The 23483-nt window shown below is 69.9% G+C and carries 20 protein-coding genes and 2 pseudogenes; 11 read left to right on the top strand and 11 right to left on the bottom strand.

Features of this window, described 5'->3' with window-relative positions:
* Positions 1–340 precede the first annotated feature (340 nt).
* The 5 genes from meaB to OIE13_RS08855 all read right to left on the bottom strand — a co-directional run bounded on the left by meaB (position 341) and on the right by OIE13_RS08855 (position 6917).
* Complete coding sequence (gene meaB / locus OIE13_RS08875) at positions 341–1327, bottom strand: methylmalonyl Co-A mutase-associated GTPase MeaB (RefSeq protein WP_326829859.1); 987 nt, start codon at positions 1325–1327, stop codon at positions 341–343.
* A complete protein-coding gene (gene scpA / locus OIE13_RS08870; protein ID WP_326641189.1) occupies positions 1311–3461 on the bottom strand; it encodes a methylmalonyl-CoA mutase in 2151 nt (716 codons plus the stop codon). Before scpA ends, meaB begins: the two co-directional genes overlap by 17 nt.
* The gene (locus tag OIE13_RS08865) at positions 3458–5197 is read right to left on the bottom strand and encodes a methylmalonyl-CoA mutase family protein (RefSeq protein ID WP_326641191.1); all 1740 of its coding nucleotides are present in this window, start codon (positions 5195–5197) and stop codon (positions 3458–3460) included. Before OIE13_RS08865 ends, scpA begins: the two co-directional genes overlap by 4 nt.
* A gap of 104 nt (positions 5198–5301) precedes the next feature.
* Positions 5302–5856 carry a peptidoglycan-binding domain-containing protein gene (locus tag OIE13_RS08860; RefSeq protein WP_326829858.1) on the bottom strand — a complete coding sequence of 185 codons (555 nt, stop codon included), beginning with the start codon at positions 5854–5856 and terminating at the stop codon, positions 5302–5304.
* 662 nt (positions 5857–6518) lie between these two features.
* The gene (locus OIE13_RS08855) at positions 6519–6917 is read right to left on the bottom strand and encodes a DMT family transporter (RefSeq protein ID WP_326641195.1); all 399 of its coding nucleotides are present in this window, start codon (positions 6915–6917) and stop codon (positions 6519–6521) included.
* On the opposite strand from OIE13_RS08855, the pseudogene OIE13_RS36600 reads away from it, so the two are divergent.
* The 9 genes and pseudogenes from OIE13_RS36600 to OIE13_RS08805 all read left to right on the top strand — a co-directional run bounded on the left by OIE13_RS36600 (position 6916) and on the right by OIE13_RS08805 (position 15148).
* Positions 6916–7469 (top strand): annotated as a pseudogene (locus tag OIE13_RS36600) (LysR family transcriptional regulator substrate-binding protein). The gene OIE13_RS08855 and the pseudogene OIE13_RS36600 sit on opposite strands and share 2 nt — an antisense overlap.
* Positions 7466–7666 (top strand): annotated as a pseudogene (locus tag OIE13_RS08840) (DUF5925 domain-containing protein); the annotation flags it as partial. The pseudogenes OIE13_RS36600 and OIE13_RS08840, both read left to right, overlap by 4 nt.
* Positions 7667–7672: 6 nt before the next feature.
* Entirely contained in the window at positions 7673–7867 is a 195-nt protein-coding gene (locus tag OIE13_RS08835) for a hypothetical protein (protein WP_326641199.1), read from the top strand.
* 1037 nt (positions 7868–8904) lie between these two features.
* Positions 8905–9288: a histone-like nucleoid-structuring protein Lsr2 gene (locus OIE13_RS08830; RefSeq protein ID WP_326641202.1), complete on the top strand. Its 384-nt coding sequence runs from the start codon at positions 8905–8907 to the stop codon at positions 9286–9288.
* 101 nt (positions 9289–9389) lie between these two features.
* On the top strand, positions 9390–9512 hold the full coding sequence (locus OIE13_RS08825; RefSeq protein WP_326647124.1) for a hypothetical protein: 123 nt from the start codon (positions 9390–9392) through the stop codon (positions 9510–9512).
* Positions 9513–9828: 316 nt separating this feature from the next.
* Positions 9829–11379: a lipopolysaccharide biosynthesis protein gene (locus OIE13_RS08820; protein ID WP_326641203.1), complete on the top strand. Its 1551-nt coding sequence runs from the start codon at positions 9829–9831 to the stop codon at positions 11377–11379.
* 70 nt (positions 11380–11449) lie between these two features.
* Positions 11450–12610 carry a DegT/DnrJ/EryC1/StrS family aminotransferase gene (locus OIE13_RS08815; protein ID WP_326641204.1) on the top strand — a complete coding sequence of 387 codons (1161 nt, stop codon included), beginning with the start codon at positions 11450–11452 and terminating at the stop codon, positions 12608–12610.
* A 259-nt stretch (positions 12611–12869) separates the two neighbouring features.
* Positions 12870–13961, top strand: coding sequence for a GNAT family N-acetyltransferase (locus OIE13_RS08810; protein WP_326829856.1), 1092 nt, complete (start codon positions 12870–12872; stop codon positions 13959–13961).
* Positions 13958–15148 (top strand): DegT/DnrJ/EryC1/StrS family aminotransferase, encoded by a 1191-nt coding sequence (locus OIE13_RS08805; protein WP_326641208.1) that lies wholly within the window; start codon positions 13958–13960, stop codon positions 15146–15148. The genes OIE13_RS08810 and OIE13_RS08805 overlap by 4 nt, the downstream gene beginning before the upstream one ends.
* Before the next feature lie 79 nt (positions 15149–15227).
* On the opposite strand, the gene OIE13_RS08800 is transcribed toward OIE13_RS08805, so the two are convergent.
* The 4 genes from OIE13_RS08800 to OIE13_RS08785 all read right to left on the bottom strand — a co-directional run bounded on the left by OIE13_RS08800 (position 15228) and on the right by OIE13_RS08785 (position 18347).
* Positions 15228–15668 carry an ATP-binding protein gene (locus OIE13_RS08800; protein WP_326641210.1) on the bottom strand — a complete coding sequence of 147 codons (441 nt, stop codon included), beginning with the start codon at positions 15666–15668 and terminating at the stop codon, positions 15228–15230.
* 164 nt (positions 15669–15832) lie between these two features.
* Positions 15833–16651 carry a DUF1206 domain-containing protein gene (locus OIE13_RS08795; protein WP_326641213.1) on the bottom strand — a complete coding sequence of 273 codons (819 nt, stop codon included), beginning with the start codon at positions 16649–16651 and terminating at the stop codon, positions 15833–15835.
* A gap of 37 nt (positions 16652–16688) precedes the next feature.
* A complete protein-coding gene (locus tag OIE13_RS08790) occupies positions 16689–17621 on the bottom strand; it encodes a Ppx/GppA phosphatase family protein (RefSeq protein ID WP_326829855.1) in 933 nt (310 codons plus the stop codon).
* Between the two features lie 12 nt (positions 17622–17633).
* Positions 17634–18347, bottom strand: a complete 714-nt coding sequence (locus OIE13_RS08785) for a class I SAM-dependent methyltransferase (RefSeq protein WP_326641216.1) — start codon at positions 18345–18347, stop codon at positions 17634–17636.
* Positions 18348–18764: 417 nt separating this feature from the next.
* Here OIE13_RS08785 and OIE13_RS08780 point away from each other — a divergent pair, with 417 nt between their 5' ends.
* A complete protein-coding gene (locus OIE13_RS08780) occupies positions 18765–20561 on the top strand; it encodes a tetratricopeptide repeat protein (RefSeq protein WP_326641218.1) in 1797 nt (598 codons plus the stop codon).
* Between the two features lie 305 nt (positions 20562–20866).
* Here OIE13_RS08780 and OIE13_RS08775 read toward each other — a convergent pair whose 3' ends face one another.
* On the bottom strand, positions 20867–21904 hold the full coding sequence (locus OIE13_RS08775) for a phosphotransferase enzyme family protein (protein WP_326641220.1): 1038 nt from the start codon (positions 21902–21904) through the stop codon (positions 20867–20869).
* Positions 21905–21940: 36 nt separating this feature from the next.
* Positions 21941–22810, bottom strand: coding sequence for a class I SAM-dependent methyltransferase (locus OIE13_RS08770; protein ID WP_326641222.1), 870 nt, complete (start codon positions 22808–22810; stop codon positions 21941–21943).
* A 268-nt stretch (positions 22811–23078) separates the two neighbouring features.
* Between OIE13_RS08770 and OIE13_RS08765 the strand changes: the two genes are divergently transcribed.
* Entirely contained in the window at positions 23079–23480 is a 402-nt protein-coding gene (locus tag OIE13_RS08765; RefSeq protein ID WP_326641224.1) for a GlcG/HbpS family heme-binding protein, read from the top strand.
* Positions 23481–23483: the final 3 nt, after the last annotated feature.

The raw sequence follows: 23483 nt of genomic DNA, 5'->3' as shown, positions 1-23483 counted from the left end.
TTGTCCCGCTCCCACCCGGTGCATGGATAACGACTGGCCGACCAGCGGATCAGAACCGGCCGACCGAAATCCTTCCAGAGTACTCCGGGTCTCCTCGCCTGTCTCAGTACCGGATTTACGTACTAAAGCGCATCACATCACATCATTGGTAAGTCTTCACATGAAGTATCACATGACCTACCAGAAGTGATCAAGCTCGTATTTGATATAAACCCTGCCCGTTTCGGACACGAGCTTCGTTAACATGCGCTTAACACGGCGGCTTAAATGACGGATCAGCTCCCCAGCGCGCCGTCACCCGATGTCACCCAGGGTTACCGGAGATTCGCGCCCGGAGCCGTCAGTCGCCCCTGCCGAAGGCCGCGAGGATGCGGTCGGCGGCCAGCGAGGGGGTGAGTTCACCCTCGGCGACCTCGCGTTCCATCTCGGCGATGATCGCCGCGACCCCCGGGTGCTCACGGAGCCGGGTGAGCAGCCGGTCGGTGACCATGGCCCAGGTCCAGCGGACCTGCTGGCGGCGGCGGCGCTCGGCGAGCTCCCCCGAGGCCTCCAGGGCGTCGCGGTGCCTGACGACCTGGAGCCAGAGCTCCTCCAGGCCGTTACCGGTCAGCCCGCTGCAGGTGAGCACCGGAGGCGTACGCTCCGCGCCGAGCAGGTGGAGCGCGCCGGCGAGTTCCCTGGCGGCCCTGCGCGCGTCCAGCTCGTGGGGGCTGCCCTCGGCTCCGTCGGCCTTGTTGATCGCGATCACGTCGGCCAGCTCCAGCACCCCCTTCTTGATGCCCTGGAGCTGGTCGCCCGTCCTGGCCAGGGTGAGCAGCAGGAAGGTGTCGACCATGTCGGCGACGGTGGTCTCCGACTGGCCGACGCCGACGGTCTCCACCAGGACGACGTCGTACCCGGCCGCCTCCACCACGACCATCGCCTCGCGGGTCGCCCTGGCGACCCCGCCCAGGGTGCCCGAGGTGGGCGAGGGGCGGATGAAGGCGTCCGGGTCGGCCGCCAGGCGGGACATCCTGGTCTTGTCACCCAGGATGCTCCCGCCGGTACGGGTCGAGGACGGGTCGACGGCGAGCACCGCCACCCGGTGGCCCTCCCCGGTCAGCAACGTGCCGAGCGCGTCGACGAACGTGGACTTGCCGACGCCGGGCACACCGGTGATGCCGACCCTGCGCGCCGCACCGGCCAGCGGGGTCAGCTCGACCAGCAGCCGCTGGGCCAGTTCCCTGTGGTCGGCCCTGGAGGACTCCACCAGTGTGATCGCCCGCGCGATCCACACCCTGGAGCCCTCCTTCACCCCCTGGACGTAGTCGTCAAGCGTGCGCGTCATGACCCAGCCGGGTGAGCAGGTCCGCCAGCAGTCCCCTGGCCGCGTCGGCGATGACGGTGCCGGGTGGGAAGATCGCGCTCGCGCCCGCGGCGCGCAGTTCGTCGAAGTCGCCCGGCGGGATGACGCCGCCGACCACGATCATGACGTCCTCCGCGCCCAGCTCGGCCAGCGCCTCGCGGAGCGCAGGCACGAGCGTGAGGTGGCCGGCGGCCAGCGAGTTCACGCCGACCACGTGCACGTCCGCCTCGACCGCCTGCCGGGCGACCTCCTCGGGCGTCTGGAACAGCGGGCCGACGTCCACGTCGAAGCCGAGGTCGGCGAAGGCCGTGGCGATCACCTTCTGGCCCCGGTCATGACCGTCCTGGCCCATCTTCGCCACCAGGATGCGGGGGCGGCGGCCCTCCAGCCGCTCGAACTCGGCGCACGCCTCGCGGACCGTGTCCACGCCTGATCCCACCTCCTCACGATACACGCCGGTGATCGTACGGATCTGTGCCGCGTGCCGCCCGAACACCCGCTCCAGGGCGTCGGAGATCTCCCCGACCGTGGCCATCGCACGGGCCGCCTCGATCGCCAGCGCGAGCAGGTTCCCGTCGCTCGCGGCCCCCTTGCTGAGTGCCGTCAATGCCTCCTCCACCCGCTCGGGGTCGCGCTCGGCGCGCAGGCGGCGCAGCTTGTCGAGCTGCTGGGCGCGTACGGAGGTGTTGTCGACCTTGAGCACCTCGATGGGCTCGTCGGCGTCGGGCCGGTACTTGTTGACGCCGATGACCGGCTGGCGCCCGGAGTCGATGCGCGCCTGGGTACGGGCGGCGGCCTCCTCGATGCGGAGCTTGGGCAGCCCGGCGTCGATCGCCTTCGCCATGCCCCCGGCGGCCTCCACCTCCTCGATGTGGGCCCATGCCTTGGCCGCCAGCTCGTGGGTGAGCCGCTCGACGTAGTAGGAACCGCCCCAGGGGTCGATCACCCGGCAGGTGCCCGACTCCTGCTGGAGCAGCAGCTGGGTGTTGCGGGCGATCCGCGCGGAGAAGTCGGTGGGCAGGGCCAGCGCCTCGTCCAGGGCGTTGGTGTGCAGCGACTGGGTGTGGCCCTGGGTGGCGGCCATCGCCTCGACGCAGGTGCGGACGACGTTGTTGTAGACGTCCTGGGCGGTGAGCGACCAGCCGGAGGTCTGCGAGTGGGTCCGCAGCGAGAGCGACTTGGGGTTCTTCGCGTCGAACCCGGACACCAGCCGCGACCAGAGCAGCCGGGCGGCCCGCAGCTTGGCGACCTCCATGAAGAAGTTCATGCCGATGCACCAGAAGAACGACAGGCGCGGCGCGAACCTGTCGATGTCCATGCCCGCCTCGACACCCGCCCGCAGGTACTCCACCCCGTCTGCGAGGGTGTAGGCGAGCTCCAGGTCACACGTGGCCCCGGCCTCCTGGATGTGGTACCCGGAGATCGAGATCGAGTTGAACTTCGGCATCCTCTCGCTGGTGTACGCGAAGATGTCGGAGATGATCCGCATCGAGGGGCCCGGCGGGTAGATGTAGGTGTTGCGGACCATGAACTCCTTGAGGATGTCGTTCTGGATGGTCCCGGCGAGCTGCTCGGGTGCCACCCCCTGCTCCTCGGCGGCCACGACGTAGAGCGCGAGCACCGGAAGCACCGCGCCGTTCATGGTCATCGACACGCTCATCTTGTCGAGGGGGATCCCGTCGAACAGCTGCCGCATGTCGTAGATGGAGTCGATGGCCACGCCCGCCATGCCGACGTCCCCGGCGACGCGCGGGTGGTCGGAGTCGTAGCCCCGGTGGGTGGCCAGGTCGAAGGCGACCGACAGCCCCTTCTGCCCGGCGGCCAGGTTACGCCGGTAGAAGGCGTTGGACTCACTCGCGGTGGAGAACCCGGCGTACTGCCGGATGGTCCACGGCTGGTTGACGTACATGGTCGGGTACGGGCCGCGCAGGTAGGGCGCGACGCCGGGGTAGGTCCCCAGGAAGTCGAGACCATCGGTGTCCGCGGCGGTGTAGAGCGGTTTCACCTCGATCCCCTCGGGCGTCTCCCACACCGGGCCACGAGGTCCGTCCGCCGCGGCCGGGGCGGCCACCGCCGGTCGCGTGCCGAGTTCGATCTCGGAGAAGTCGGGAATCATCGAGCCACCCCCAGGTCTTCGAAGGTCGTCCGGAGCGCGCCGAGCGCGTCGCACCCGGTGTAGAGGTTGGCGTCCACGCCCTCGAACCCGCCCTTTCCTGCCAGCCAGATCCTGCGCGCCCCCGCGCCCCTCAGCGCGGCGGCCACCGCCTCGGCGTGCTCGGCGTACAGCCGGTCGCTGGAGCACAGGCACGCGACCTCGGTACCGGCCGCGGAGAACGCGGCGGCGATCTCCGCGGGGTCCGTCGCGGCGCCACCGGCCACGGTGGCGATACCACCCGCCTGGAACAGGTTGGCCGCGAACGACGCCCTGGCGGTGTGCGCGGCCACCGGGCCGATGGTCGCCAGGAAGACCTTCGGCCGGCTCGCCTGGGCGTCGGCCAGGTCGCGCAACGCCTCGAACTCCTGCGCGTAGTGCACCCCGGTATCCCCGGTGGGCCTGGCCTGCCTGACCAGAGGCTTCTCGGCGAGGTCGGGGAACTCGCTGACACCGGTGATCGGGTCGCGGCGCCTGGCGATGGCGGCCGAACGCCGCTCCCAGGTGGCGGCGAGCCGTTCGGCGACGAGCGTGGAGCCCTCGGCGGCCCCGATGCCCCCGGCGCGCTCGATCTCCTGGAACCATTCCCAGGCGCTGGAGGCCAGATCCTCGGTGAGCCGCTCGACGTACCAGGAGCCCCCGGCCGGGTCGATCACCCGGGCCACACCGGCCTCCTCCACGAGCAGCGACTGGGTGTTGCGCGCGATGCGGCGGGCGAAGGCGTCCGGAAGGCCGAGGCGGGCGTCGAAGGGCTGGACGGTCACCGCGTCGGCCCCGCCGGTCCCGGCCGCGAAGCAGGCGAGCGTGGTGCGGAGCATGTTCACCCACGGATCGCGGGCGGTCATCATGGCCGAGCCGGTCACCGCGTGCTGCCGCTGTCCCCCGTCGGGGGCGCCGCACACCTCGGTGACGCGCGCCCAGAGCCGGCGGGCGGCCCGGAGCTTGGCGATGGTGAGGAACTGATCGGCGGTGGCCGCGTACCGGAACTCCAGCTGCCCGAACGCCTCGGGCACGGTCAGGCCCGCGCCGGTCAGGGTACGCAGCGCGGCGACCCCGGCGGCGAGGGAGCAGCCGAGCTCCTCGGCGTCACCGCCTCCCGCGTCGTGGTAGGCGGTGGCGTCCACCGTGACGGCCCTGAGGCCGGGGTGGCTTCGAACGCAGCGGCGGGCCAGCTCGATCGCGGTCTCCGCGTCGGCGAGCGCGTCGGCTCCCAGGTTCCCCTTCAGCGTGCCGGCCTTCTCACCCGCCAGCCCGATGAGCACCTCGGCCGCCTCGCGGGTCCGCTTGCCCGCATCGAGCGTGACCGAGATCAGATCCAGGTGGACCCGCTCCAGGGCTCGCGGCAGGTCCTCGGGGTCGAGGGTGAGCCACAGCGAGGTGACACCGTTCTCCAGGTCGGTGAGGATCGCCTCGGGATCGGGCACCTCGTGGCGCTGCCGCACCTCCCAGCCCCCCTCGGGGGCGGAGCCCCGGATGTAGGGGGCGGATCCTGGAAGGCCGGGATCACCGGGCAGGTCGGACGCGTCGTAGAGTGGCGCGATCGTCACACCGTCGTACGTGGTGGAGGCCAACGCCTCCTCCGGGGAACCGGTCTCGACCCCGGACTTGCGCAACACCCCGAGCGCCAGCTCCCGCCACCGCTCACGCGTGGTCGGCGGGAACTCGGCGGCCGGTCGGGGTTCCTCAGGCGGCACCGTCATGCACCGGATACTAAACGTTGCCTTTTTTCGAACTCTCGCCGGGCTCCTGACAAACATCAACAGGAGGGTCGTCAGGGGGATCGGGCGGGGGATTCCCGGACCATTCAGCTGACGGGCTCCTGCCAGGCCGCGTCCCAGGTGGCGCGGTCGACGGCGCCCGTGACGGACAGGCCCTTCTCCTTCTGGAACCTCCTGCAGACGTCGCTGGAGCCGGGGCCGTACAGGCCGTCGACGTCGATGTTCCAGCCTCGGTCGCGCATCTGCCGCTGCCAGGTGCGAACGTCCTCCCCCTTCATGACCGGCGGCTGCTTGAGCGTACGGCCGGGGAAGGAGGGGTGCGGTTCCGGCGGGTTGGCGGGCCCTCCACCGGGACGGGGGGCACCCCGCTTGACCCAGGCGTACAGGGGCTCGCCGGGGCAGCTGGTCGAGTAGCCGTCGCGGTGGCCCTTGATCTCCTTGCCTGCCCCGCCCTTGTCCCTGAGGTATTCGACGGCATCGAGAATGCCGTGCAGGATGCCGTCGGTCGGCTTGGTGAGCCCCGACGAGCCGACCAGGCCGAGCACCGCGTAGTGGTCGCTGTTGAGACCGGCACCGTTGGCGGCCGGCACGCGATTCGGGCCCCGGCCCTCGAAGACCTTCCGGTGCGGACAGACCAGCATCGAATAACCGACGTCAATCCATCCATTGCCATCCATATGGTGGCTCTGGATGGATTTCACTAGAGCAACGCACTTGGCGTGGTCGTTCACGATGTCCGGACTGACCTGGCCACCCGTGTAGTGGACCTTCACTCCCCGAGTGGAGCTGAGCCTGCTGTAGGAACCGCGCGGCTGGCGAGCGCCCCACTCGCGGCGAGTAACAAGATCGATGGCCACGGAATGTCTCCACTGTCTGGGGGATACTGCCCTACGGAGGGTAACGGTTGACACGGCACCATACAGTGCTATTAATCAACCGATCTCCGTCGTATCAGGATCTGAGAGCACACCGGATAGTCGTCGGGCAGCGAAACAGCCGTCCCCTTAACCGCAACCGGATGGCTTGAACCAGGAAAACGCCCGCACTCCTCTCGGCAGCCGCCGTCCACCCGCGTCTCCTCCCATTTCAGACGGGCATGGATAGCCTTGCCCTCATGGTCGCGCCCCCCTCACCCCTGACGATCCGACCCGGCTCGGCGCCTTCCGGCCGGAAGAATAGGCGAGGGCGGGCGGGGCGTCGTCTACCTCGCGCACGCCCCCGGCGGCGAGCGAGTGGCGATCAAGGTCCGGCCTCCTTCGCCGGCGCGTGGGCGGGTGACGGCGTCACCTCGACCAAACCCTTGTCACCGAGACCGGCGACCTGTCCAGGAGGTGAACACACCCTGGCCGGTCATGATGCCGACGACGACCACCACCGCCCCTAGCGGCTGGTTCCACGTCAGCGCCTCGCCCAGGACGAGCACCCCGAGGACGACACCCACCAGCGGGGTCAGGTACGTCACCGTCGAGGCTGCCGTCGCCCCCCAACGGGCGATGACCGTGGTGTTCCAGATGTAGGCGAGCCCCGTGCCCAGGATGCCCAGGGCCGCCATGCTCGCCACGACGGGCAGGTCCAGGTGCACGGGACCGGTGGCCAGCAGCGGGCTCAGCGCGAGATATCGGGCAAGGACGGACTGGCTCGCCGGAGTCGTCCGCGTCGCCGCCCCGCCCACGGTCTGCTGCGGGCTGCTCCCCCGGCTCATGCGGACGTGGCGCGCGGAACTCCCCGGTGTCGAGGTGCAGGTCTTCGAGGGCGACGACGACGAGCTGTCCCCCTGGCTGGAGACCGGAGTCGTCGACGCCGCGATCCTCGTCGACCCGACGCCCCCGCCTCCCGCGCACGTGGTGGTGGGCCGCGACGCCTTCCACGCGGTGGTCCGCACCGACCATCCCCTGGCCGGCCAGGAACACATCGCGATGGCCGAGCTGCTGGAGGATCCGCTGCTGGTCTCCAGGGGGGCTGCGAGCCGCAGACCCGCACCCTGTGCTCCATGGCGGGTGTCCCCTACGCTCCGGCCCAGCATGTGCGCGAGCTCGGCACGCTCATCGGCATGATCGCCGCGGGCATCGGCGTCTCGACGGTTCCCGACCTCGGCCGCGGTCTCCTCACCCCCGGGCTCGTCATGATCCCGCTGAAACCGTCCCTGGAACGTGCCCTCGTCCTCACCGGCCCGCTGACCCGCCCGCCGAGCCCCCTGGTCGACGCCCTGCTCCGCACCGCCCCCGAGGCCCCCGCACCGCCGGTGGCACCCTGAGCCCGGCCACCTCGCGAAAACCCGTCGACCGGCGGGCGTGCCAAGAGGATCATTACCGCCATGTCCGTACTCAAGGAGGTCCACTTCTCGCCGGAGCCACGCCCGGCGGCAGCCGCCGCTCGGAGAGGCCGATCACCGCCTCCCCCTGGGCGGAGGTCCGCGGCAACTACGCCAGGTCGGTCGGCGAGCCGCTGTCGCGGCTGATGTCCGTCACCCGCCCGGGCCGCTGCCTCGCCCAGATCGAGGTCGGCCGCCTCCCCTACGACGAGGCCGCCCACTGGCTCGGCGGCACCGAAGGGCTCTCCCCCTCCGGTGCGACCCTCGCCGAACTCTTCGCCCTCCGCGACGGCCTGCTCAGCCGCACTGCCGTCCCTGAGCACACCGGCCTCTACCTCTGACCCCCGGCCGTGCGGGAGGTACGGCCGATCTCGTCCAGGCGGTCATCGACCGGCGCCCCCGGGCGCGGGGGACCGGCAATGCCCATATCACTCTCCGGCCGTTACACGAACAATTCAGGGAACACCGGCTGTTGATCCGCCCAGACGATGGAACGGGCCAATGGCGGTCAAGGGGCAAACGGAGCCTGCGGCTCCTCCTCGCCCACAATGGGAGGCGCCCGAAATCGTACGGTCCGTGTGGCAGGCCTCGCCTCACCCGAGCGTGTCGAGACCATGCCCCAAGGTGATCGGCCACGTGTCGGCGACCACCTTCGAACGCATCCGATCTCAAGTGCCGGCAAAACCGGAGACCTGCGGCCCGCATTCCGGAGCGCGAGGAAGTCATTTGTCCTCCGGAAATCCTGGAACATGTTCGGTGGCAGACACCTGGCATGCGCGAATTGTCCGACGGGCATCCGGAGCGGGTCCCACAGCGCTTCTCCCCTGCCACGCCCCTCCCTCCGGACCCGGTTCACTCGCCGGCCCCTCACCCCATCAAGTGTCACGGCCAGCGAAAAGGGGATGGAGGACTCACTCGCGCACCGGTGGGACATCACGGCCGGCGCGGTGGAGGCCTCGAAGCGAGCGGCAGTGGAACGATGGACCAGACCCCCCCAAGTGGCCGAAGTCGATTTTTTCACGGCGACCGGGGCGGAAACCACTCGGAGGTCACGAAACTCCAAAGCGCTCAGACACCTCCGTCCAGAAAACCCGCCATGGGCAACCGACAGATCTCGGTAGCCAAGACACCAAGGGGCGCACCGCACCTCCGTCGTTTTTAATCCCTCGCGAGCGGGAAGCATTTCCCAATGACGCGGAGACGCCGGAGTTCAACCTTGGGTAATTAACCTGATCGAGTGGATCTCCGGCGGACAGGGTTTCCCGGCGCGACGGCGAAAGGAGGGGCTAGAGTTTTACTCGCGGAGAAGAGACGCGGGAGCCGTCGCCGGCCGGGTTCACAGCCGCACACTCTGGCGCCAAGATTAAGGAGTGACACAATGGCACGTCAGCAAGTCGTCACGTTCACCGATGACATCACCGGGAAACGGGCGGACGAGACCGTCTCGTTCGGCCTGGACGGGACCGCCTACGAGATCGACCTGAGCACGAAGAACGCCACAAAACTTCGAGAGGCCCTTAAACCCTTCCAGTCCGCCGCCCGCAAGGCGAGCACCGCCCTGAGCCGTAAGGGCAAGACGAAGGGGTCCGGCGGCAACCGCGAGCGGAGCGCCGAGATCCGGGCGTGGGCGAAGTCCCACGGAATCGAGGTGAGCGAGCGCGGGCGCATTGGGGGAAAGGTCGCCGCGGCGTTCGCGGCGGGCGACCCCAGCGTGGCCAAGGCCGCGGCCAAGAAGACCTCGCAGGCCGCGCTCAGCGAGTAGCGACCAAGCTCCCGGCCCCTCTTGGAGGTAACGGCGTCACAGCCGACCGGGAGTACACAGGGCGAACCCGGAGGTGCCGCTCCCGCCCCGGCAGGACCGGCGTGGTCGCCAGGATCCCCGGCGACTCGCCCGATGCCCTGCTGATCCACGGCCATCTCGACGTGGTCCCCGTCGAGGGCCTGGAGTTCGGCGTCCGCGTCCTGGACCGCCTCCTCACCTCCTGAATCCTTCCGGCCACCCCGGCCGCCTCCGCGGGTGGCAGCGCCAATCCCGGATAAAACAGGGCGGCCCCCATCGCAATCGAGTCCTGCCGGGTACTTCCGGATACATGCCGGACACGGCCCGCCTGAAACTGGGGCATCATGGCTCACGTGCCGACTCTCATGTACCCCTCGGTGACCGGCCGGTCTCGTGGCGAGACGCGAACGTTGGTGAGGCGCCATCCCGCTCCCCCCGGGAATGCCGTCGAACCACCCCGCGCGAGCGATGGGCGGGCATCCGGCACCGCCCCGGAAAACGGTGCGGATCGGGAGCGTCGAGGTGAATGAGGACGGCACGGGGCTGCCTGCCCGGCACGAGGGCGGCACTCTCTCGCCGGATACCCGGCCGAACCAGCCGGGCACCCGGCCGGACCCACCGGACACCTGGCCGGACTCGGCCACCGGCCTGCGTACAGCCGACGGCAAGGTCGATGCAAGCGCTCCGCCCCATGATGACGACGAGGTGACGCGCGACGGAGGCGACCAGGCGATGGGCCGGACAGTGACCGAGGAGCGCAGGAACGGCCTGATGGACCGCCTGCGCAAGGACCTGAGAAACCCCCTGTTCCTCCAGGGCTACGCACTGATGATCAATACCGGGATCACCGCCGTGCTGGGCCTCGGCTACTGGTTCCTCGCCACGCACATGTACACCGCCTCCGCGTTCGGTGAGGGCCAGGCTGTGATCAGCGCGATGCGGCTGTTCGCCTCTCTGACCGGGCTCGCCTTCGCGGGCGCGCTGGCCAGGTTCATCCCGGTGGCCGGCCGCCGCACCGCCGAGTTCGTCCTGCGCGGCTACGCGATCGCCGGGGCCACCGGCCTGGTGGCGGCGCTGGGGTTCCTGCTGACCTTGCCGGCGTGGGGGACGGTCTACGCCGACCTCGCCGGGTTCGGCCCAGGACTGTTCTTCCTCGTCTCGGTTCTCATCTGGACGATCTTCACCCTCCAGGACGTGACTCTGGCCGGGCTACGCAAGGCCGTCTGGGTGCCGGTCAACAGCCTGGCGTTCGGCCTGGTCAAGATGGGCATGCTCGCCGCGCTGGCGTTCGCGCTGCCGGAGGGCGGCCTCTTTGGCGGGATCTTCGTCTCGTGGATCATACCGACGGCCATGGCGCTGATCCCGATCAGCTGGTTCATCTTCGGCGTCATCATCCCCAAACACGTCAAGAACACCGAGGAGAGCGCCGCGAACCCGCCGCGCCTGCGCGAGGTGGGGCGGTTCCTGGCCGGAGACTTCCCCGGCGCGTTCTCCATCCTGCTGATCCTCTACCTGGTCCCGGTCATCATCGCGGGCTGGCTCGACGACGCGCCGACGTTCGGCTACTTCTCAATAGCCCACACGCTGGGCTCCATGGTCGGGCTGCTGGCGGCCAACATGGCGGTGTCCCTCACGGTCGAGGGGTCCTTCAACGCCACCCGACTGGCGCAGAGCGTGCGCAACGCGCTGCGCCGCACCTTCCTGATCGTCGGACCGGTCATCACGGTGGTCGTGGTCGGCGCACCCTTGATCCTGAGCGTGTTCGGCCCCGGGTTCGCCGAGGCGGGCACGCCGCTGCTCCGCCTGATGGCGATCGCCGTACTTCCCCAGACAGTGATAGAGATCTGCCTCAGCATGCTGCGCGCGCAGAGCGAGGCCCGCAAGCTCGCACTCATCCAGATCGGGATGGCGGTGCTGGTCCTCACCTCGATCACCGTGCTGTTCCCCCTTTTCGGGATCGCCGCGGTGGGCTACGCGATGCTCGGCAGCCAACTCCTGGTCGCGCTGCTGATCCTCCCGAACATCCGCAGGGTGATCAACCACGGTAAGACGTCCCAGGTGGCCGCCGACTAGGGAGCGCGGTTCCATTTGCAGTCCTGATCTCGCCCGTGATAGAGGGTCTCCAGTGACTCCTGAGCACATTGTGGCGAAGCGAACAGGCCGCTTCTGCCTTCCGCTGCCCTCCAACCGCCTGGGCCTGTATCTGGCCCTGCGGCACTGGTGCAGCCCCGGCCAGCGGTTGCTGATGTCGCCGCTGTCGGCCGACGAGATCCTTTTCCTCGTGCTCGCCGCCGGGCTGCGCCCGGTCATCGCACCGCTCTCCATCGACGACGGCAACATCGATGCGGACGCCGTCGATCTCGACACGGTCGACGCGGTACTGACCACCAACCTGTACGGTCTGCCGGACCGGGTGGCCGCCTTCACCGGCAAGATCCTGATCGAGGACGTCGCGCACGCGATGGAGACGAGCGTGCACGGCAGGCCGCTGGGCACCTTCGGGGTGGCCGGCGTGTTCAGCCTGTCCAAGCACGCCGGAGCGGGCTCCGGCGGGGTGATCGCGGTCGAGCGCCTGGAGGACCTGCGCGCCCTGGAGCGCGACCGTGACCGGCTGCTACAGCCCGGCGCCTTCAGGAAAGAGATCCATACCGTGCTGACCTCGGTGGGCCGGCACGCCGCGCTGCGGCTGAACATGGTCCGCCCGGCGCTGAGGGCGATGCGCGCGCTCGGCATGGAGGAGGAGCGCGATGGCTACCGGATCGCCCCGCGCCCGGCAGAGCTGCTCAGGGCGCTGGAGTACGCGCCGCAACTACCGGCGTTCGACTCCTGGGTCCAGGCGGACCTGCACGACTACCGGGCCAGGCGCGGCCACCTCTCAAGCTGGTACCAGTCGCGGCGCCTGCGGACGCTGCCCCGGCAGCGGTCGCGGCGGATCGTCGGCGTCTCGGCACTGGCCGCACTGCCCACCGTGGCACCGGCCGTTCACCGCCATCTGGACCAGCCGCTGTTCCGGGTCCCGCTGCTGGTCTCGGGCCGGGACGAGGCCATCGCCGAGCTGGAGCGGCACGGGGTCGCCACCGGATACCTCTACGACCCGCCGTACGACAGCTACCTGCCCGGGTTCACCAGACCCTCACCTGCACCCGAGATCGCGCGCTGGTGGGGCCGGCATGTACTGCCGGTCGATCCGCTCTACGCCCACCGCGCCCTGCCGGTCGTCGAACGACTCGTCCCGGCGATCCCCCCCGCCCTTCCCAGGGTTCCCCCGGTGCTGCCGAGTCCGGCCATCTCCGATATCGCTTAGCAGGTAAGGTAAAATTTAGGTAGATTCGCTGTATCGGACGGCGGTGGGGGATCGCCGCCCGGTTCCGGGACGGTTTCCGCGCTCCGTGACGCACGCCACCCATTTCTGCGGGCCAGTCGGATCGCGCGTGCTCCGCTCCGAGGACGACGTTCAGTTCCTGAGCCCGGGCTTCGAGAAAGGATCACCTCCTCGTGAACGGTAGGTTGACGTGCACCGCAGGTACGGTCGCCGGTCACCCCGGCGCGGCGGGAGGGGCTACATGAGGGTCAACGTCATCCGGCCCGCGGAGCTGGGCTCGGGCGAGGTCGCGGCCTGGCGCGAGATGCAGAGCTCCGGCGCGCACCTCGCCAACCCTTTTCTCAGCCCGGACTTCACGATCGCGATGGGTGAGGTCCGCGCCGAAGCGCGGGTGGCGGTGATCACCGAGTCGGACGGGCCCGTCGGGTTCTTTCCCTTCGAGCGGCACGGCGGCGGAGTGGGCACCGCCCTGGGCGGATGGGTCTCGCTCTCCCAGGGCGTGGTCCACGCGCCCGGCACCGAATTCGACTCCAACACCCTGCTCAAGGAGTGCGGGCTGAACGTGTGGGAGTTCGGCTGCATGATCGACCACCAGCCGTGGTTCCAGCCGTTCGAGACGCTCAGGCAGGAGGCCGTGGTCCTCGACTTCGCCGACGGCTACCCGGCCTTCCTCGACGAGCTGCGCGAACGCTCTCCGAAGTTCGTCAAGACCACCCTGTACAAGGAACGGAAGCTGAGCCGCGACGCGGGCGAGGTCACCTCCGAGTTCGCGGTGCGCGACGCGGAGCAGTTCCGGCTGCTGCGGGAGTGGAAGTCGGCCCAGTACCAGCGGATGGGCCGCCCCGACCGCTTCGCCAAGTCATGGGTGGTGGAGCTGACCGAGCGCCTGCACTCCGTCGACACCCCCGACTTCGCCGGGCCGCTGTCCATGCTGTACGCGGACGGCAGGCCCGTCGCGGGCCACTTCGGGCTGCGCACCGGCACGATGATGATCGGCTGGTTCCCCGCGTACGATCCCGACTATGCCAAGTACTCCCCCGGCCTGATCCAGCACCTGCACATGGTCGAGGCCGCCGCGAAGATCGGTGTCGGCTCGCTGGACCTCGGTATCAGCAACGGCTCGGAGTACAAGGACGCGCTGTGCAGTAGGACCGTTCCAGTCACCGAGGGCATCGTGCGCCGCCGCTCGGCCGGTGCGGCGGCGCACTGGCTGCGCACCGCACCGGTCCGCCGCGTGCGGCGGTTCATCCTTGACAGTCCGGCCCTGTACGGCGCCGCCGACAGGGCCATGAAGCGGTACGGGCGGCTGCGTACCCGAGGGAAGGTCCGTTGAACGGACAGAACGGCGGCCGTGAGCTTGAGGCGGCCATGCGTGACCGGATCGGCCAGGAGTGCCTCCATGTGCCGTCCGCCAGATTCGGCCTGCTCCTGGCACTGCGTCACTGGTTCAGGCGCGGCGACAGGGTGCTCATCTCGCCGACGAACTGCGAAACCGTGCTGTTCGTCGTGCTGGCCGCCGGGCTGGAACCGGTGATGGCGCCCGTCTCCTGGCGCGACGGCAACATCGACGTCCCCAACGTCGACTGGAGCGGCCTGGCCGGTGTCGTCACCACGCACCTGTACGGCCAGCCCGACCGGGTGACCGAGCTGCGGGCCGAGTGCGACCGGCGCGGCGTGATCCTCCTCGACGACGCGGCGCACGCCATGCAGACGACAGTGGACGGCCGCCCCGCGGGTACGTTCGGCACCGCCGGGGTGTTCAGCCTCGCCAAGCACGGGCGGTCGATGTCCGGCGGGTTCCTCACCGCGCGGGACCCGGCCGCACTGCCCGAGCTGGCCCGTGCCAGGGACGAGCTGCTGCTCCCCGGCGGAGCGCGCGCCCAGCTGCTCGGCACGTTGCGGCCCGTACTTCGCGAGACGATCTACCGCACCGGGCTGGTCAGGCCGATGTGGCACGCCCTCAAGGCACTCGGGCTCGTCCAGTGGACCGGCCACCGCTGCCCGCCCCGTGAGAAGGAGCTGCGCGCGGTCACCACCGCCGATCCGGTCGACCTGCGCGCCATGGACCACTGGCTCCGGATCGACCTCGACGACTGGCGGATGCGCCAGGGGCCGCTGCTCCGCCGCTACCAGCGCTCCCGCTTCCGGGTGATCGACCGCGAGCGCGAGCGGCGGGTGGCCGGGGTCGAACTGCTGCGTACCCTGCCCTGGGCGGCCGAGGGTGTCCGCGACGCGGCGCCACAACCGCTGCTGCGGGTGCCCCTGCTGGTCGAGAACCGCGACGTGGTGGTCGCCCGGCTGGAGAGCCGGGGCGTGGTGCCCGGCTTCATCTACGATCCGCCGCTGGACGACTACCTGGACCTGGTGTCCGGGGGGCCGACCCAGGAGATCGCCCGCTGGTGGACCGGCCATGTCCTGCCCGTCGACCCGCTCCGCGCCACCCGCATGGCCAGGTTGCTGACCGAACTCGACGCCCGCCCCGCCACACGCCCGACCTCTCCCTCGGAGCGGCCGGCCTGACCGGCGCTCACCTCGCCCTCGGAACGACCGATCCGACCGGCGCCCACCTCGCCCTCGGAACGGCCGATCCGACCGGCGCTCACCTGGCACCGGCCAGGCTGCCCGCGCGTATCCCGGCCAGTTCGAGCACCAGCTCGAACCAGACCTTATTGGCCCCCGCCTCCCTGACCAGGCCCCAGCGGTGGGCCAGCGCCTCCAGCAGGGGCAGGCCGCGGCCCCCTGTCTCGTCCGCCGAGGCGTGACACACGCAGGGGGCCTGTGACGAGCCCTCGTCCTGGACGCAGACCCGCACGCCCGTTGCCGAGTAGGCCACGGTGACCGTGAACGCCCCGCCGTCCCCGGACCGGGAGTGGATCACCGCGTTGGTGGCGATCTCGCTGGTCAGCAGGACACAGTCGTCATGGAGGGGATGGTCTCGCCCCAGGGTCATCGAGACCAGGCGGCGGGCTCTGACCACCTGGTCCGGGGAACCCGCAAGGCGGAGAACCCATTCGCTGCCGTCGTACTCCGACGAGTCCATATGCCCCTCCGATATTGTTCCTGCCTCTGGGAAGACGCGGAGCTCGAAAGGGAAGATGTCTCGGAAAAGTAGGAATGCGATCACTTACCGGATAGATAGGTAGGGCTTGCCAGGTGGGCCTTCAGCTGCGTGCCCGCACCTGCCGTACCGTGCGGTTTCACCCGTCACATCCGGTGCCGGCGAGCCTCGAAGAAACAGTAGACCGCGAACAGCAGCAGTCCGATCGCGACGACCCCGAGCAGCCACGGACCGGCCGGGGTCTCGGCCAGCGAGCGCAGCGTCGCGTCGATGCCCTTGGCCTTGCCGGGGTCGTAGGTGACCGCGGCCTGGATGACGAAGACACCGGCGACCACGGCGACCACACCACGGGCGACGTAACCGGCCATGCCCAGCCGCTCGGTGAGGTCACGCGCCTCGGCCGGCATCTCGCCGGTGCGCAGGTCCTGGAGGAACTTCTTCTTCCAGCCCTTGCGGATCCAGTAGGCACCCAGGGCGATCAGTCCCAGGCCGACCAGTCCCACGATGACCTGGCCGCCGGGCAGGTCCATCAGCTTGGCCGTGAGGTCCTTCGACTGCTCGTCCATCGAGTCGCCGGAGTCCCCGCGCAGCACCACGTTGATCAGGGTGAACACGATCAGTCCGTAGACCACCGTGCGCGCCGCCGCCTCCACCCGGTCCTTGGTCCGGCCCCGGCCGATGACGGCCTCCGACAGCTGCCAGAGGGTCAGGGCCGCGAAACCGACGGTCATGAGCCAGAGCAGCACCATGCCGAACGGCTGCTCGGCCACCGTCTGGATGGCCCCGGTCTTGTCGGCCTCCTTGCCACCGCTGCCCCCGCCGAAGGCGATCTGCAGGGCAAGGAAACCGATCAGCCCGTACAGGACACCTCGGCAGGCCAGGCCGATCCGCGCCAGCCTGTCCAGCGTCTGACTGTTGGCCGCTCTGCGAGCGGCACCTTCCAGCTGAGTCTGAGGGCTGTTCATGGCTTTGCGCGCTAACCCTCAGGCGGCCGAATAAACCTTACTGCTCGGGCATGGCGTCCAGCCTCCGCAGGATGACCCCCTCACGCAGCGCCCACGGGCACACCTCCAGCCGGGGCACTCCGAACAGGTCCATCGCGGCGTCGGCGACGATGGCACCGGCGGGCAGTTGCGGCGCCCGCCCCTCCGACACCCCGGGCAGCTCGGCCCTTTCCCGCGTGCTCATCCTGATCAGCCGGTCGGTCCAGCCGACCAGGTCCGCGTGCCCGAGCACCCGGCGTACGTTCGCCCCCTCGTTCGAGGGCGCCGCGCCGGCGATTCTCGCGAGCTGCCTGAACGTCTTGGACGTCGCCACCGCGTGGTCGGCCCGGCCGTATCGCGACACCTTGCCCACCGCGCGAGCGATCTCGGCCCGCACGTGCCTGCGCAGCGCCCGTACCTCGTCGGCCGGCGGCGGGTCGGCGGTGAAGTGGTCGCGGGTGAGACGGCCGGCCCCCAGCGGCAGCGACACCGCCGCGTCGGGCTGCTCGTCGATACCCGAGGCGATCTCCAGCGACCCGCCGCCGATGTCCAGCACCAGCAGCCGCCCGGAGGACCACCCGAACCAGCGGCGCACCGCCAGGAAAGTCAACCTCGCCTCGTCCTGGCCGGACAGCACCTCGATGTCGACCTGCGTGTCGGCCTTGATCCCGGCGAGGACCTCCTCACCGTTCACCGACTCCCTGACCGCGGAGGTCGCGAAGGCCATGAGGTCCTCGACCCCCTTGTCCTCGGCGATCCGCAGCGCCTCCTCGACGAACTCCCGCAGCCGCGTCGCGCCCTGCGCCGACAGGCGGTTGCCCTCGTCCATGTGCTCGGAGAGCCTCAGCTCCTCCTTGTGAGAGTACGCTGGCAGCGGCCGGGCCCCTCGATGCGCGTCCATCACCAGCAGATGGACCGTGTTGGAACCGATGTCTAGAACGCCCAGTCGCATGGGATGAAGCTACTACTCCTCGAAGGCTCGTCCACCAGGGGTGCGTATGTGGACACTTACCGCGTATCCACCACCGTCGTAGGGGGCGCCGTCCCATGTCGCCAGGCGCCGCAGCGGGGCGAGCCCCGAGGCCTGGCACCAGGTGTCGTAGTCGGCCAGGGTGACCGTGGCGGAGGCGAGCGGGAGATGCGCGGTGTCCAGCCCGAACCCGCTCACCAGCAGCCCGCCGGGCCGCAGCAGTGCGGCGAGCCCGGCGACGGTCCGCGCCTCGGTCCCGTGGGCGAGCAGGGGGATGACGTTACCCGCGGCGACGACCATGTCGAAGCGCTCGCCCTGCCCACGCCGCTCGCCGGATACGACCCGCTCCGCCGGATCCGCGGAGCCGCCGAAATCGCTGAGATCGCCGAGATCGCTGATGTCGCTGATGTCGCTGATGTCGGCCAGGATCCAGGGCAGTTCCGGCGCGGTCCGCCGGGCGACCTCAAGCATGGACGCGTCGAGGTCGACACCCACGCAGTCGTATCCCAGCTCCGCCAGCCGGATCGCCACCCGCCCGGTACCGCACCCGGCGTCCAGCACCCGCGCACCCGGCGGCAGCAGCCCCGCGCACAACCGCGCCTCGCCATGCGTGTCCGCCCCCGACTCGGCCAGCCTGGCGAACCTCGCCGCATACCGCTCCCCGGCGTCATCTCCCGCGATGTCCGCCCAGCGACTCCTCTGTTCCATCACACCAGGGTCGCATCCCCCGCGGGAGCCGCTCACAGCGGCCAGACCGGGCGTGGTCCGCGAAGCATCCGTGAACACCGGCACGCCCCGCTGTCCATAGGGTTGTCCGGATCCGGCCACTCTAAGAAATAGATCTTGTCAATATGGGTAATTACTGCGAATACTTGCGATTTGTTGTTATTTGCGAGAGAGGCCTGTAATGAAGCGCATTATTGTTCACAAACCCGGCACCGTCACGCTCAGTGGCACCGCAAGCGCTAAGCACATCGGCTGACACGAATCACAGCACCGGCGTCCAGCGGTGGGCGCCGGCCCCTGTCACGACATAGCGCGATATATCATCGAATATCATCTAAATCGACTTAGAGGAGTCCGGTGAGTCGGGGACCGCAACCGCCAGAAAACCCGCCTCTTCCCATGCCGCCGCTGCTCGCGGTGGACGCCGACCGGCACCTGCGCGGGCCCTACACAGCGGGGGGCGCGCTCGTCTCCGCCCTGGTGCCCACCGCCCGGCCAGAGCTGGTCACCCGCTACGACATCGAACTGCTCGCGGTGGCGCCCGACCTACGGGATCTGGTTCCCGCCCGGCGCAGCTCCGTGGCCGCGAGCCTGCCCAGCGCGGAGCGGATCCTGGTGCACGCGCCGCGGCGAACGCTACGCCTGGCTAACGGCCTGGCCGAGTTCGTCCGCGAGTACCTGGCCGAAACCGGTCCCCGGACGCTCGTCGTCGAGAACACCGGCCGAGCCGACCCCACCGACCTCGAGTTCCTGGCCGTGTTGCGGCGCCGCGTCCCCACCGAGCTGCTGACCGTGGTGACCCGCGAGGGGATCACCACCGAGGATCCGCTTGGCGAGGAGGAGCACGACGCCCTCGCCGACGAGTTGGAGAGAGAGGGGACGGTCGGCGCGCGACTTGGAGCGGTCCCCTACCATCGCGAGCGCGGCGGCGACCCTTCGAAGGCGGTGGAGGCGTTCCTGTTCGCGGTGCAGTGGTGCCTGGACGCGGGTTGCCACGACGCCGTGGTGTACCTCGGCAGGCGCGCCCTGCGCCTCACCGATCCCGAAGGCGCCCCCGGGACCTGGTGGCGGCTCCTGCACAGCACCGCGACCGCGCTGGCCGCGCTGGGCAGGGAGGACGAGGCTGAGGCCCTGTTCGACCTGGCCAGGCGGGAAAGCATCTCCCCGGCCGTCCACGCCTCGGCCGCCTACGCCACCGGAATGCTGAAGGTACGCCACCACGACCAGAACCGGCGTGACCCGGACGCCGCGCTCGCGCTGGTGAACCAGGCGATCGCCATCTCCTCGCTGCTGCCCGATCCGCGCGAGCGGGCGTTCAAGCTGGGGTTCGACCTCAACGGCCGGGCACTGGTGGAGGTGCGGCGGGGCCGCCCCGCCAAGGCACTGGAGCTGGTCTCCGAGGCCGTCGCCCTGGCCGACCGCGACCTGCGTCCCGGCGAGCACCCGATACACCGGCTGGTGCTGCTGGCCAACAGGGCGCAGCTCACCGTGATGCTGGGCCGCCCCGAGGAGGCGCTGGAGGACCTGGACGCGGTGATCGCGGCCGACCCCGGCTACCCCGACTACTACATCGACCGGGGCAACCTGCTGCACCGGCTGGGCCGGATGGACGCGGCGATCGACGACTACGAGACGGCCATGCGGGCCGGCCCGCCCTTCCCCGAGCCCTACTACAACCGGGCCGAGATCCGCTTCTCCAGGGGCGACCACCGGGGCGCGCTCAGCGACCTGGACCATGCGCTGGAGCTGGACCCCGGGTTCGTGGACGGCCTGGCCAACCGGGCCGGGCTGCTGGCCGCGCTCGGCGATTACGACAGGGCCAGGGCGGACGCGGAGGCCGGGCTTGCCATCGATCCCGCCAACCCGTACCTGCTGTGCGCGCTGGGCCAGGTGGAGACCGCGGAAGGGCGCTACGACAGGGCGCGTACCGCCTTCGACCGGGCGCTGGAGCTCTCCCCCTCGCTGGCGGCCGCCTGGGCGAACCGGGGGCTGCTCGCGTTCGAGACCGGTGACCCCGAGGGCGCCGTCGCGGACTTCACCCGAGCCCTCGAACCCGGAGCGGACCCCGCCCTGCTGTTCAACCGGGCGATGGCGCTGCGCGCCGCCGGGCGAGAGGGGGAGGCGGTCGCCGACCTCACCCGGGCACTGGAACTGGCACCGGACGACGAGGACATCAGGCGCGAACTGAAATCCTGACCTTACCGGGACCGCCGCCCGTGGCCACGGAGACGAAGTCAACTGGAAAACACCCCGCATTGGGCGGCGGGAACCGGAAATCAGGATTCGGGAAGACAGAATCCCATCTCGGAAATCTCATTATCGGAATATCCGTCGCGCGCACGGTGATGCGACGGTGATGCGGACGCCGGCGCGTATTCGCCATCCCGGACCCGCCGGGACCCGGGAGCGGATAGGGACGATTTCCCGATGCGCGGTCACGGCGCGCCACTTCGCCGGACAGCCCGTACGGGAACATCGCGCGTACCAGGTGGCGGGCCGGGTCAGCGAAGCGAGCCGCCGAGATAGCGCTCGGCCAGCTCGCAGGTGCCCTCGGTGTAACCGGAGCCCAGCTCGGCGGCGATGTCCGCGCCGGTATGGGTGCCGATCCAGGCGACCAGCAGCAGGCGGCGGAACATGACGAACGTCCAGATCTCCGCCTCGTCCTCGGCCGGAAGGTCCAGGACGGTCCGGTAACCCCGCACCCACGCGTCGACCAGTTCGGGGACCTCCGACCGGTGCTCGATGAAGCTGACCGCCGCGGCCAGGTCGTAGAGGTGCCAGCCGAAACCGCAGTCGTCGAAGTCGATGACACTGGGCGGTCCCTCGCCCGCCACGAGCAGGTTGGCGGAACGCAGGTCGGCGTGGATCAGACCGTAGCGCTCCGGCCCCCGGCCGAAGCGGTGGAGCCGCTCGCGCAGTTCCTTGTCCAGCCGCCCCAGCACGGCCCGCGCCTCGGCCCCCATGCCCAGGCCGTCCTGCCAGTGGCCCCATCGCGACCCGGCGCCGAGGGCCGCCTCGTAGTCCCAGTGGAAGCGGGTGAACCACTCGGGCGGGGACCAGCGGCGCGTGTGCCGGTGCATCCGCGCCGTGAGGGCACCGAGCCGCTCGAAGCCGGGCACCGGGTTCTCCTGGGACGGCTCGGCGCCGGGCAGGAACTCGAACATGACGCACTCTCGGGGTTCGGCGCCGGGCTCGAACATGACGCGCTCCCGGGGTTCGGCGCCGGGGACGGTCAGCACCCGGGAGCCGCCGGGAGCCCGGATCACCCGGGGGGTGCGGATCCCCTCCTGCTCGCGGAGCGCCTCCAGCCAGGCCAGCTCGGACAGGATCGCCGGGGTGGAGTGATAGCCGAGGCGGTGCACCCGCAGGATGGAACGCCTTCCTGTGGCCGGGTCGTCCACCCGGTAGGTGGCGTTCTCCGACACGTTGATCAGCGTGACCTCGGCGTCGGGCAGGCCGTGGATCCGCGTCGCCGCACGTGCCACGTCATGCACACGGGCCAGTACGCCGCCCCCGGCGGACAGGTCGTGGGCCCGCATCGGTTCCCCCAGATCGGTCGCGCGAAACGCTCGATCTTATACGAGATCCGGCGTCTCCTGCTCGGCTTCGCGGTCGAGATGTCCCTGACGGACCGCCTCAGGCCGGGCGCGGCCGGGTGCGGTCCACTCCTTTGGGGACCCGTCGCCGGGGAATGTGATACGGATCTTGGACTGCCGGTGCGGAAGCCGCTCCCAGTCCTCCATGAGAGTCGCCTGCAGGCCGCATCCGGAGGCCAGGTCGAGCAGGGTCTCGGCGCGGTAGTAGAAGTCCTCACCCAGGACCTGGTGCTCCCTGCCCTCGGTACGGTCGAAGGTGAAGTCGAACCAGCCTCCCGGCTTCACGACCCGGCCGATGTTCCGGAAGCACTCCTCGATCACCGGCAGCGGGGAGTGGGAGAAGACGCTGTGGGCGTGCACGACGTCGAACATCTCACTGGGCAGGGCGGCGAAGCGCAGGTTCCCGACCAGCATGAGGTAGGGGAGTTTCTCACGCAGCTCGTAGGAGACCAGGGTCTCCTGGGCGGCGATCAGGATGTCCGGGGAGATGTCGAGACCGTAGTAGTTTCCGGTGTCGAGGTAACCGATGAACAGGCGCCCGGCCCGCAGGTTGCCGCAACCGATCTCCAGCATGCGGTGCTCGGGTTTCAGCCCGTGCCGCACCAGGTAGTCGAACTGCATCTTCCCCAGGACCGTCCAACGCCGGTAGGACCTGCTGCCCACGGCCGCGTGGGGGCTGCGCGCGGCGTCGGACCTCATGATGGCCCGATAGTAGGAGACATGGTCGCGGGTGCTCAGGCGCAGCCACATGTTCCTGCTCAGCCGGCTCAGGTGCCTGGGAACTCGCCCCGGATGACTGAGGGCGTACTTGAGCTGGTGAACGATGTTCGCACGGTTATGACTGTGCATGCCTCTCCCCACGTCGAGACGACACCTCAACGATTCCGCCGGTGACGAGATCGTAGCTTGAAGTAAGGTGATCATCACTCTTGGTAAGAGTCGTCGGAATGTCGCCGCGCGTTCTCCTCTCCTCACCGGGCAGTGATCCCGGCTCGCCCCGGTCCTCCGAAGAGCGCACATGAGCGTCGAATCGTTATGACACCTCGCATCCCCCGAGCGGCGACACGTGCGCATCCGACCGTCCGCACCGGAGGCTTTCGAAACAGTGAGGAGCCCGGTGAACCTGGAACTCGCGCTGCGCATGTGTGAGGCCGCGGTGCGGCAGGCCCTGCGGGAGGGGGCGCTCATCTCGGTCGCGGTGGTCGACGCGGGCGGGCATCTGGTGGCGTTCCAGCGGATGGACGGCGCGCGGATCTCCGGCCCCGTCCTCGCCCCCGGCAAGGCCCACACCGCGCTGGCCCACCACATGCCGACCGCCGACCTCGCGCCGCTGATCCTGCCGGGAGGCGAACTGTACGGCCTGGCCGGCGACCGGTACGTGTGCTTCGGCGGCGGCATCCCGCTCGGAGAGCCCGGCAACGGCCGCGACGTGGTGGGCGCGGTCGGCGTCAGCGGCGGCACCATCGGTCAGGACGTGGCCTGCGCCGAGGCCGCCGCCGCCCTCTGGGAAGGGGCATAGCCG

The sequence above is a fragment of the Streptosporangium sp. NBC_01810 genome (assembly GCF_035917355.1).
GTDB lineage: Bacteria > Actinomycetota > Actinomycetes > Streptosporangiales > Streptosporangiaceae > Streptosporangium.
This window is presented reverse-complemented; position numbering and strand designations above follow the sequence as displayed.

Bases quoted from the DNA above. Each gene is read 5' to 3' on its own strand.
- meaB (WP_326829859.1), bottom strand. From the start codon at position 1,327: ATGACGCGCACGCTTGACGACTACGTCCAGGGGGTGAAGGAGGGCTCC.
- scpA (WP_326641189.1), bottom strand. From the start codon at position 3,461: ATGATTCCCGACTTCTCCGAGATCGAACTCGGCACGCGACCGGCGGTG.
- OIE13_RS08865 (WP_326641191.1), bottom strand. From the start codon at position 5,197: ATGACGGTGCCGCCTGAGGAACCCCGACCGGCCGCCGAGTTCCCGCCG.
- OIE13_RS08860 (WP_326829858.1), bottom strand. From the start codon at position 5,856: ATGCTGGTCTGTCCGCACCGGAAGGTCTTCGAGGGCCGGGGCCCGAAT.
- OIE13_RS08855 (WP_326641195.1), bottom strand. From the start codon at position 6,917: ATGAGCCGGGGGAGCAGCCCGCAGCAGACCGTGGGCGGGGCGGCGACG.
- OIE13_RS08835 (WP_326641199.1), top strand. From the start codon at position 7,673: ATGTCCGTCACCCGCCCGGGCCGCTGCCTCGCCCAGATCGAGGTCGGC.
- OIE13_RS08830 (WP_326641202.1), top strand. From the start codon at position 8,905: ATGGCACGTCAGCAAGTCGTCACGTTCACCGATGACATCACCGGGAAA.
- OIE13_RS08810 (WP_326829856.1), top strand. From the start codon at position 12,870: ATGAGGGTCAACGTCATCCGGCCCGCGGAGCTGGGCTCGGGCGAGGTC.
- OIE13_RS08800 (WP_326641210.1), bottom strand. From the start codon at position 15,668: ATGGACTCGTCGGAGTACGACGGCAGCGAATGGGTTCTCCGCCTTGCG.
- OIE13_RS08795 (WP_326641213.1), bottom strand. From the start codon at position 16,651: ATGAACAGCCCTCAGACTCAGCTGGAAGGTGCCGCTCGCAGAGCGGCC.
- OIE13_RS08790 (WP_326829855.1), bottom strand. From the start codon at position 17,621: ATGCGACTGGGCGTTCTAGACATCGGTTCCAACACGGTCCATCTGCTG.
- OIE13_RS08785 (WP_326641216.1), bottom strand. From the start codon at position 18,347: ATGGAACAGAGGAGTCGCTGGGCGGACATCGCGGGAGATGACGCCGGG.
- OIE13_RS08780 (WP_326641218.1), top strand. From the start codon at position 18,765: ATGCCGCCGCTGCTCGCGGTGGACGCCGACCGGCACCTGCGCGGGCCC.
- OIE13_RS08775 (WP_326641220.1), bottom strand. From the start codon at position 21,904: ATGCGGGCCCACGACCTGTCCGCCGGGGGCGGCGTACTGGCCCGTGTG.
- OIE13_RS08770 (WP_326641222.1), bottom strand. From the start codon at position 22,810: ATGCACAGTCATAACCGTGCGAACATCGTTCACCAGCTCAAGTACGCC.